Here is a 9,042-nt window from a genome sequence, read left to right on the forward strand (position 1 = left end):
GTTGCGTCGTGCCCAGAGGGCGAACAAGTTCGGCCACGCGGCAACCTCAGAGCCCGGCGTACCCATTCCCCAGCCGTGGCCGCCCTTGTCGAACACGTGGAGTTCGGCCTCGACGCCATTTTTCTTCAGCGCGTCGTACATGATCAGGCTGTTGCCTATGTTCGCGATGGGATCGTCCTTGGCCTGGGCGAGGAAGGTCGGTGCTGTCCTCGGGGTCACGTGCAGCTGCACGGAATACGCCTGTACCGAGTCGGCCTGGGTGGACAACTCGCGACCCGAGCGCGTGGTGTCATAGGGTTGCCCCAGCGAGATCACCGGGTAAAGCAGGGCCGCGAAATCCGGTCGTGCCGAGAGCCGGTCGGTCGCGTCTACAGGGGGATAGAAGGCCGCCGCCGAGCGCGTTTCGGCGATGCCGGCGAGGTTTCCGCCGGCAGAGAAACCGAGCACACCGATCCGCGCCGGGTTGATACCGAAGTCCTGTGCATGCGCGCGAAGGACACGGATGGCACGTTGTGCATCCTGAAATGGCGCGACCGCAGGCCAATGGTCCGCTGGAAGGCGGTAGTAAAGCACCACTGCCGTGATCCCTTGCGTCTGCAGCCAGGTCGCCGTCGGCATCACTTCCTGACCCATGCCGATTCGCGCGTAACCGCCGCCACCGATGACGATCACGGCCGTGCCGTTGGGGTGTGGCGGTGTGTAGATCTCGATGCGCGGCACACTGACGTTGGACACGGCGCCCGCGTGGCTGCCCGACGTGTAGACCCGCTCCGGGCCGCGGGGTCCGCTGGCGCCGGGAGGCACCCCGGGCCACAGGTTGATGCTGAAAGGCGAGCCCGAGGCGGTTGGCGATGGCTCGGCGGCGTGGCCGGGGCGAGCGACGAGGAAGGCCGTTGCCAGCAGCGCGATCCGAACTAGGTGCATGGGGTAAGCCTGGTGAGTCGGTTCTCACCCCAACCTATCAGCCCGTCGCTTTCCCCTGGCTTGCGAGATCGCCCACCTCCGCCCACTCGGGGAGTGCCGCGTTCACCTGGTTCAGCAGGTCGTCGAGGTCGTGCGACTTGCGCGCCAGCTCGTCCGCACGCTCGGCTTCGCGACGCTGCTCCTCGTCGTAATCCGCACTTGCGCCGGTGGCGGCCTCGACGATCAGGCGGGCATATTCGCCGACCAGATCCGGTGAAGGCACGCGGAACCAGATCTTGTTCTCCACCCACCGGATATCCGGCGAGGTGTGTCGTGAGAACACGGCCTCGCAGCGGGCGGCGAACAGGCGCAGCCAGGGGTCGGTCGGTGGGTTGCTCAGGTCGGCAAGGACGCAATAGCCGATGTCGTCTTGCCTGGCGGCGGAAAACCCGCTGACGCGGGGACCGGGTTGGGTGATCGTGGTCATGGCGGCTCCGGGAATCTCCCTGAGATATAGGCTGCCGCGTGTGGAGGACCCGCGAAGCGTTCCTCGCGGGATTTCACACATTAACGTCGCGTGTACGCGATGCTGGGCTTAATCCGGTCAAGGGCGCCATGCGCCACTCGGACGTCGCGGTGAGAGACGAAGTCAGGCGCGCACGCGATACCCAGGTCATGCAAGAGGTCTTGCAGGGCCGACGGACGGGGCTGGCTGGGCTCGCGCCGTTCGCCGGTCCGGCCGTTGTCGTGTCGGTGGCCTATATCGACCCCGGTAATTTCGCGACCAACATCCAGGCTGGCGCCCGATACGGCTACGGGCTGCTCTGGGTGGTGGTTCTTGCCAACCTGGTCGCGATGCTGTTTCAGAGCCTTTCGGCGCGGTTGGGTATCGTGACCGGTCGCGACCTGGCCCAGCTGTGTCGAGAACGCTTGCCCAAGCCGCTGGTTTACGTCATGTGGGTGGTCAGCGAATTGGCGGCGATGGCGACCGATCTTGCCGAGTTCCTCGGTGGAGCGATCGGCCTGAGCCTGCTGTTCCATTTGCCGCTGTTGGTGGGCATGGTCATCACGGGCATCGTGACGTACGCCTTGCTGCTGCTCGAAGGCATGGGCTACCGGCGGCTCGAGCTGGCCATTGGCGCCCTGGTCGGCGTGGTCGGCCTGTCGTATCTGGTCGAGCTGTTCGTCGCGCCGGTGGGCTGGGCATCGCTGGGGCAGCAGATCTTCGTGCCGAGTCTGCCCGACGGTGCGGCGGTGGCGATCGCGGTCGGCATTATCGGTGCGACGGTGATGCCGCACGCCTTGTTCCTGCATTCGGGCCTTACCGAACGGCGTGCGCGGCCGAAGAGCGATATCGAGCGGCGACGGATCATCCGTCTCTCCAACCTCGAGGTCGTGCTGGCCCTGACGGTCGCCGGCCTGATCAACCTGGCGATGGTCGTGATGGCCGCAGGGGCGTTTCACGGAAGTCATCCCGATGTGGCGAAGATCGAGACGGCCTATCAGACCCTCGTGCCTTTGCTGGGCGGTGCGGCGGCGACGATTTTCCTGATCTCCCTGGTGGCTTCGGGCTTCTCCAGTTCGGTGGTCGGAACCATGGCGGGCCAGATGATCATGCAGGGCTTTGTCGCTTTTCGCATTCCGCTTTGGCTGCGGCGGTCCGTCACCATGGTGCCGAGCTTCGCCGTGGTCATCGCCGGCGTGGACGCCACCCGTGCGCTGGTGATGAGCCAGGTCGCGCTGAGCATCGCGTTGCCCTTTCCGATGATTGCGCTGGTGTGGTTTACCAGCCGGCGCGACACCATGGGTGTGTTCCATAACCGCTGGCCTGTCGTCGCGCTGGCGAGCCTGGGCGCGCTGGTGGTGCTCAGTCTCAATGTGGTGCTGTTGCTGGATGCGGCGGGCGCGATTTCGCTCTGACTCACGGCGTGGGTGCGGGGTGATCGAGCCCTGCCACCGTGCGCAGGATCCGCTGGCTCAGTGCAGGCATGTGCGAGACCCACGGAAGCGCGGCATGCCGAAGGCGGGCAACGAGGGGGTTGCCGCTGCGTGCCATGGACGTGACCGCATGCACGCGACGCACGACGCCTTTGTGCACGGCATGACGCTCCCGGTGATAGCGCTCCAGCGCGTCCATCGGCCTGGCTCCGGGGACCGTGAAATACATGGCGAAGGCCGCGGCGTCTTCGATACCCAGGTTCATGCCACGTGCGCCGACCGGGGAATGTACGTGGGCAGCATCGCCACCGAGTGCGATGCGATCGATAGCGCAGCGGTCGGCGACGCGATGGGCGACATGGAACGACGACTCCCACATCGGTTCGCTGGAGACTGTGCCTGCCGGCAACTTGGCGAGGGGATGGGGCATGTTCGATATGACACGCCAGATCTCGTCGTTCAGGGCGAGCAGGAAAATCATGCCTTCCGGAAAGAACATGACATGCGCATGATCGAGGTCGAGTGTCGTTTCCAGCGGAAGGTCGTAGAGTGGCCAGGGCTCCGGGTAGGAGGAGCCGGAAAAACCTATCTCGAGGGTCTTGCGGAAATCGCTGTGTGCACCGTCCGCGGCGAATACTGCGGCATAGCCGTCTTCGCCATCGCTCGCGCCGTTCAACGCGACGCGAACTTCCGCATCATCCTGGCCCACGCATCCCGCGCGAACACCGCGCTCGACATGGATGTTTCGCGCGAGCAACGCCTCGGTCAGAAGGGCTTCGCTGCGTTCCTGCGACAGCACCGTGAGCCCGTATCGCGGATGCATCGATGCCGCTTCGACCGTTGCCAATACCTCGCCGTTCTCATGGAAGCGCACGCCGCGAATGCGACGGCCTTCGGCGAGCATGCGTTCGGTGACACCGGTGTCGGCGAGTAGGTCGAGCGTTCGCGGATTGACGACCAGCGCGCGTGAGTGCGGCGCAGCCTGGAGCGCCGAATCCACGATACGCGCCTTCACGCCGCGGATGTCGAGAAAGAGGGCTGCAGCCAGCCCTGTGGGACCGGCACCGGCGATCAGGACGGACGGCTGGCTCATGCGTGCGCTCCGCGATGTCGTTCAGCCGATCATAGTCGCGGCGAAACACCTACGGCCAGCGTGCCCAGTGAGGACAAGGTCGCGCGTAGGGCGGTCTCCAGGGGCGTGGACGGGACCGATCCGAGGAACGCGTGCAGTCGCGTGCCGTCCAGTTGGAGCGGTGCTCGCCAGAGATAACGCATCTTGCGCACTTCCCGCATCGTCTCGGAGAAGGGTGACGCCAGGGTGACCACGGGCCAGGGGAAAGCGCGCAACGGCAGGCGGGGGTGTTCCGATATACGACTCACGGCAGCATGGAGCGCGTTGCCGGTGACGTAGTGCCCGTCGAAATGAAAGCGCTCGAACGTGTCCAGGCGACCTTCCTGATCGAGCAGTGCGACGGTGGTCGCACCGACGTCGGGAAGGTAAGCCCATGCATGGCCCAGGTTGCGCGGTCCCGGGTAGTGCATGACGCGCAGCGGCTTGCCGGGTTTGACGATGCCCTGGGCGAACCARTTGGYGCCGGCTCGCGGTCCGTAGAAATCGCCGCAACGAAGGTTCAAGGAGCGCACGCCGCTAATCGCCGCCGCTTCCAGGCGCCGTTCCAGTTCAACGCGGATTTCCCCTTTGCGCGTGGGCGCGTTCTGCGGACTTTCCTCACGGAGCAGGGGAAAGGTCTCGGGGCCGTAGTTGTACACGCTGCCGAAGATGACGATGCGTGCATCGACAGCCCGCGCGGCGGCGATCGTGTGGTCGATCATCGGCAGGACCTGCGTTTCCCAGTTCTGGTACCCGGGGGGATTCACGGCGTGCACGATGACGTGGACCCCGGTCGCTGCCGAGAGGACATCCGCCGCGTTCATGGCGTCGCCCTTGATCCACTGGATMGGGCCATCGGCAGGCATGGTGCGGCGCGTGAGCGCTTTTACCTTCCAGCCCTTTTCCAGGAGTGCCTGGGCGGTGGCGCCACCGACGCCGCCAGTGGCGCCAAGGACGAGTGCGGTTCGATTCGTGGGGGTCTGCATGGCGTGCGCTCCGTGGGAATGGAAGCAGTCTGTTCCCCTTGGACCTATACGTGAATTGCCTAAAAGCGTGGGTGTGATATACATTTTTGTATGACTTCCAGCGACCTGACGTGGGACCTGTTCCGCTCTTTCCTTGCAGTACTTCGCGAGGGGAGTCTTTCCGGCGCCGCACGCGCACTCGGCATGACCCAGCCGAGCCTGGGTCGACACGTCCGTGAGCTGGAAGCATCGCTCGGGGTGCCGCTGTTCTCGCGTGCATCGCACGGGTTGGTGCCGACGGATGCCGCGCTGGAGCTTCAGCCTCACGCGGAAGCGATGGCGTCGGCGGCCGCTTCGGCTTTACGCGCGGCGTCAGGCGCGAAGGACGAGTTACGCGGCGTCGTGCGCATCACTGCCAGCGAGGTCAATGGCGTGGAGGTGTTGCCGCCGATCCTGGCCGCGATGCACCGACGTTCCCCGGGGATCGTGTTTGAGCTGTCGACCACGAATCGCACGGAAAATCTCTTGCGCCGCGATGCCGACATCGCCGTGCGCAGTTCGCCCCCGGACCAGGATGCGCTGGTCGCCCGGAAGGTGTGTGTTATTCCCATTGGCCTTTACGCGCACGCGGACTATCTCGCGGCGGCGGGCCGGCCGAAGACACTGGCGGACCTGACCGGGCACACCTTGATCGGTTACGACGAAGAGACGCCGTATATCCGTGCCACCCGCCCCGCAGGCATGCCTTACCAGCGCGAGTTCTTCAGCTTGCGCACGGACAACGATCTCGCCGGGCTGGCTGCTATCCGGGCAGGCTTCGGTATCGGTGCCTGCCAGGTGCCGCTGGGTCGACGCGCGGGACTCGTGCGACTGCTTCCCAAGTCCGTGGATATCGCACTGCCCATTTGGGTAGTCATGCATGAGGACCAGCGCACCAGTCTTCGTATTCGCACTGTTTTCGACCACCTGGTGGAGGGTCTGGCGGCCTACGGTGGCAGTCGGACCAGCCCAAAACTGCTAACCTCCGGCGCCTGACCGACTGGAGATTTGCCATGAGCCTGATTCAGACCCCCGTTTCTTACGGCGAGCTTATCGACAAGATGACGATCCTTCAGATCAAGCTGCAGGAAATCAAGGACGACGCCAAGCTCGCCAACGTCCGCAACGAACTCGAGCTGCTCGACGCGACGTGGAAGAACGACAAGGCGTCGGAAACCGATATCGCCGACGAAACCGCGCGCCTTCTCGCCGTGAACCAGCGTCTGTGGAAGATCGAAGACGATATCCGCATGAAAGAGCGCGCCCAGGCCTTCGATCAGGAATTCATCCAGCTCGCCCGCTCGGTGTACATCGAGAACGACGAACGCGCGGCGATCAAGCGCGAGATCAATATGAAGCTCGGTTCAACCTTGGTCGAAGAGAAGTCCTACCAGGACTACCGCGCCCCGCAGGCCTGACGAACCCTCGCAGGATCTGCTTCCTGTAGGAGCCGATTCATCGGCGATCGGGTGCTTGCCCCAAACTGGCCCGCTGCCGCGGGATCGCCGATGAATCGGCTCCTACCGGGCAAACGGCGTTACCGGGCAAACGGCGGTTACCGGGCAAGCGGCGGTTACAGGGCACGGGCCGGTTACCGGGCAAGGGTCAGCTTCAAGTGTTCTGCGCAGGCTTCGAAGCGCGCGATCATCTCGTCGACTTCGACCAGGTCCATGACGCCGGGCTTTTCGATCTTCGTGCCCCACGGAATTTCTGAGGCGGGCTTGCCGAGGAACTTGCGAGATGCGGCGTCGTATTTATCCACGCACCAGCGACGGTCGGAATAGGGCCCGGAGCGCTCCGGATTGCTCGCCGCATGCAGGCCGAGCACCTTTACGCCGGCCGCGTTCGCCATGTGCATCGGGCCGGAATCCGGGGTGAGAATCATGGCGCTACGTGCGAGAAGGGCCATGAAACGCTTTAGTGTGTCCTTGCCCGTGAGGTCCATCGGTGCCTGCTTCACCGCGGCAAGGATGCTGTCGGCGAGGGCGCGCTCGGGTTCCGAAGGGCCGCCGACCAGGACGACCCGCAGGCCGCGGCTCATCGCATGGTCGATCAGCGCGGCGTAGCGCTCCACCCGCCAGTTGCGAACCGTGTGGCTCGACATCGGGCTGACCAACAGCGTCGGCGCCTCACCGGGCAATTGCTCCGCTGCCCAGGCATGAGCCTCGTCGGGCACGGGGATGTCCCAGCGCACTTCGGTCTGCTTCAGGCCGAGCGGCTCGATGAAGCTGGCCATGGCGTCGAGCACGTGCTCGCCGGTGCGCGCAGCGATGCGCTCATTAACGAAAAGGCCGTGCAGGTCCTTGGAACGGGCATGGTCGTAGCCGATGCGCCGGTCCGCCTTTACGGAAAGGCTCAACAGGTTGGAGCGCAGGGCCACCTGCATGTGGAGGAGGGCATCGAAGTGCCTGCCGGCGAGGGCCTCGCGCACGGCGCGAGCGCCCGCACGGCCCTGGCCCTTGTCGAAGGTGATGAACTCCACGCCCGGCAGGTCGCCTACCAGGCGCCGCTCGAGCTTGCCGATGATCCAGGTGAGTCGCGTCCGCGGTGCCTTTTCCTGCAATGTCCGGATCAGCGGAGTCACGTGCGTTACATCGCCGATCGCGGATGTGCGCATGATGCAGAGACTGGAGTCTCCCGGCGGGAGGGGACGGCTTGTTAGACTGGGCACGATCGGATCACCGGATAGGAGGCCGCCGGAGGGCGGCCCGAAAATGACTGAACAACGCGTAGCGGAGGCGGCGGGCGGCACGATTCTGTTCGACGCGGCCCGTACACCTCAAGTCGATAGCCTCTGGTTCTCGCCCGCCCACTGGAGCGAGCGCGATGCCCTGCGCTCGCAGGCCGGCGGTCGCGGAGGCGTTGCCGTGATCGAAACGCCGGCCGGCGAAGCCGTGCTTCGCCATTACCGCCGAGGCGGCATGGTGGCGCGAATCTTCGGAGACCGCTATCTGTTCACGGGTTGGCGTCGCACCCGCAGCGTACGTGAATTCAGGCTGCTGGCCGAGCTGGAGCGCCGTGGCCTGCCGGTGTCGCCACCGCTGGCGTCGCGCTACGTGCGGTACTGGCTGCGTTACTCGGCCGATCTGATCACCCTGCGCATACCGGAAGCGGCCACGCTGGCGGAGCGCCTGAACGATGGTGCTTTCAACGCGACCCTCGCTGGGAAGGTGGGTGAGCTGATCGCCCGCTTCCATCGCGAAGGTGCCTGGCATGCGGACCTCAATGCCCACAACATCCTGGTCAATCCGCAAGGCCTTTACCTCATCGACTTCGATCGCGGCCGTTTGCGTCGGCCAGCGGCGCACTGGCGGCGTGCGAACCTGGCTCGCCTGAAACGCTCCCTCATCAAGGTCGGCGCCCGCGATGCCGGGGGCGACACCTTCGACGCCGAGCTCTGGCCGGCCCTGATCGACCATTACGAGCGGAGTCTGAAAGGGTGAGCTGGAACCTGCACTTCCTTGGAACTGGCGCCGCGCATGCCGTGGAGCTCGGATCATCCGCCGTGGTGGTCGAGCGTGACGACCGGCCGCTGCTCCTGGTGGACTGCGGACCGGACACCCTGGATCGCTACGTGGCCGCCTACGGTGCGCCGCCGCCGGCTCTCTACGTGACCCACGTTCACATGGACCACGTCGCGGGTATGGAGCGATTGTTCTTCCGTCTCTGGTTTGACGAAGCCTTGCGTGGTCGCATGCGGGTATACCTGCATGCGGCGCTCCTGCCGTGGCTGCAGGGCAGGGTGGCTGACTACCCGGGTGCGCTGGCCGAGGGCGGCGTGAACTACTGGGAGGCTTTTCACCTGATTCCATGCACCCGTGGGTTCTGGCACGAAGGCGAGTGGTTCGACGTGTTTCCCACGCGCCACCACGTGCAGGGCACCTCGTACGGTCTCGCCCTGCGCGGCAGCTTCGTCTACACCGGCGATACCCGCCCCGTTCCCGAGGCGCTGGCGCTTCACGGCGCGCATGGCGAGCTCATCGCCCACGACTGCGGTGTCGTCGGTAATCCGTCCCATACTGGCGTGGATGACCTGGCGCGAGAGTACCCGGACGAGGTTCGCGCCCGCCTGGCGCTGTATCACTA

Annotated in this window: 10 protein-coding genes; 5 read left to right on the forward strand and 5 right to left on the reverse strand. The window is 65.3% G+C overall.

The genetic code is table 11. The features are described 5' to 3' along the window. Together AC1DSN_RS13705 and AC1DSN_RS13710 are read right to left on the reverse strand one after the other, a co-directional pair. Positions 1 to 924: alpha/beta hydrolase (locus AC1DSN_RS13705; protein WP_477331157.1), on the reverse strand; the 924-nt coding region annotated here is incomplete at its 3' end. A gap of 37 nt (positions 925 to 961) precedes the next feature. Next, a complete protein-coding gene (locus AC1DSN_RS13710; protein WP_213948303.1) occupies positions 962 to 1,390 on the reverse strand; it encodes a hypothetical protein in 429 nt (142 codons plus the stop codon). Between the two features lie 128 nt (positions 1,391 to 1,518). Between AC1DSN_RS13710 and AC1DSN_RS13715 the strand changes: the two genes are divergently transcribed. After that, on the forward strand, positions 1,519 to 2,823 hold the full coding sequence (locus tag AC1DSN_RS13715) for an Nramp family divalent metal transporter (RefSeq protein ID WP_213948302.1): 1,305 nt from the start codon (positions 1,519 to 1,521) through the stop codon (positions 2,821 to 2,823). A 1-nt stretch (position 2,824) separates the two neighbouring features. Here AC1DSN_RS13715 and AC1DSN_RS13720 read toward each other — a convergent pair whose 3' ends face one another. Next, positions 2,825 to 3,934: an FAD-dependent oxidoreductase gene (locus tag AC1DSN_RS13720; RefSeq protein WP_477297964.1), complete on the reverse strand. Its 1,110-nt coding sequence runs from the start codon at positions 3,932 to 3,934 to the stop codon at positions 2,825 to 2,827. Between the two features lie 29 nt (positions 3,935 to 3,963). Beyond that, positions 3,964 to 4,938, reverse strand: a complete 975-nt coding sequence (locus AC1DSN_RS13725; RefSeq protein ID WP_477331159.1) for an NAD-dependent epimerase/dehydratase family protein — start codon at positions 4,936 to 4,938, stop codon at positions 3,964 to 3,966. Positions 4,939 to 5,028: 90 nt separating this feature from the next. Here AC1DSN_RS13725 and AC1DSN_RS13730 point away from each other — a divergent pair, with 90 nt between their 5' ends. Both AC1DSN_RS13730 and AC1DSN_RS13735 read left to right on the forward strand, forming a co-directional pair. Further along, positions 5,029 to 5,952 (forward strand): LysR family transcriptional regulator, encoded by a 924-nt coding sequence (locus AC1DSN_RS13730; protein ID WP_477299020.1) that lies wholly within the window; start codon positions 5,029 to 5,031, stop codon positions 5,950 to 5,952. A 17-nt stretch (positions 5,953 to 5,969) separates the two neighbouring features. After that, complete coding sequence (locus tag AC1DSN_RS13735; protein WP_477299019.1) at positions 5,970 to 6,374, forward strand: DUF6165 family protein; 405 nt, start codon at positions 5,970 to 5,972, stop codon at positions 6,372 to 6,374. Between the two features lie 173 nt (positions 6,375 to 6,547). On the opposite strand, the gene AC1DSN_RS13740 is transcribed toward AC1DSN_RS13735, so the two are convergent. Next, positions 6,548 to 7,573 (reverse strand): glycosyltransferase family 9 protein, encoded by a 1,026-nt coding sequence (locus AC1DSN_RS13740; protein ID WP_477299006.1) that lies wholly within the window; start codon positions 7,571 to 7,573, stop codon positions 6,548 to 6,550. 97 nt (positions 7,574 to 7,670) lie between these two features. On the opposite strand from AC1DSN_RS13740, the gene AC1DSN_RS13745 reads away from it, so the two are divergent. Further along, the gene (locus tag AC1DSN_RS13745; RefSeq protein ID WP_477331161.1) at positions 7,671 to 8,399 is read left to right on the forward strand and encodes a 3-deoxy-D-manno-octulosonic acid kinase; all 729 of its coding nucleotides are present in this window, start codon (positions 7,671 to 7,673) and stop codon (positions 8,397 to 8,399) included. Continuing rightward, positions 8,396 to 9,042 (forward strand): MBL fold metallo-hydrolase (locus tag AC1DSN_RS13750; RefSeq protein WP_477331163.1); only part of this gene is annotated, 647 nt, incomplete at its 3' end. The genes AC1DSN_RS13745 and AC1DSN_RS13750, both read left to right, overlap by 4 nt.

The sequence above is a fragment of the Luteibacter sp. P4_D7_3 genome (genome assembly GCF_056401735.1).

Bases quoted from the DNA above. Each gene is read 5' to 3' on its own strand.
- AC1DSN_RS13710 (WP_213948303.1), bottom strand. From the start codon at position 1,390: ATGACCACGATCACCCAACCCGGTCCCCGCGTCAGCGGGTTTTCCGCC.
- AC1DSN_RS13715 (WP_213948302.1), top strand. From the start codon at position 1,519: ATGCGCCACTCGGACGTCGCGGTGAGAGACGAAGTCAGGCGCGCACGC.
- AC1DSN_RS13720 (WP_477297964.1), bottom strand. From the start codon at position 3,934: ATGAGCCAGCCGTCCGTCCTGATCGCCGGTGCCGGTCCCACAGGGCTG.
- AC1DSN_RS13730 (WP_477299020.1), top strand. From the start codon at position 5,029: ATGACTTCCAGCGACCTGACGTGGGACCTGTTCCGCTCTTTCCTTGCA.
- AC1DSN_RS13735 (WP_477299019.1), top strand. From the start codon at position 5,970: ATGAGCCTGATTCAGACCCCCGTTTCTTACGGCGAGCTTATCGACAAG.
- AC1DSN_RS13740 (WP_477299006.1), bottom strand. From the start codon at position 7,573: ATGCGCACATCCGCGATCGGCGATGTAACGCACGTGACTCCGCTGATC.
- AC1DSN_RS13745 (WP_477331161.1), top strand. From the start codon at position 7,671: ATGACTGAACAACGCGTAGCGGAGGCGGCGGGCGGCACGATTCTGTTC.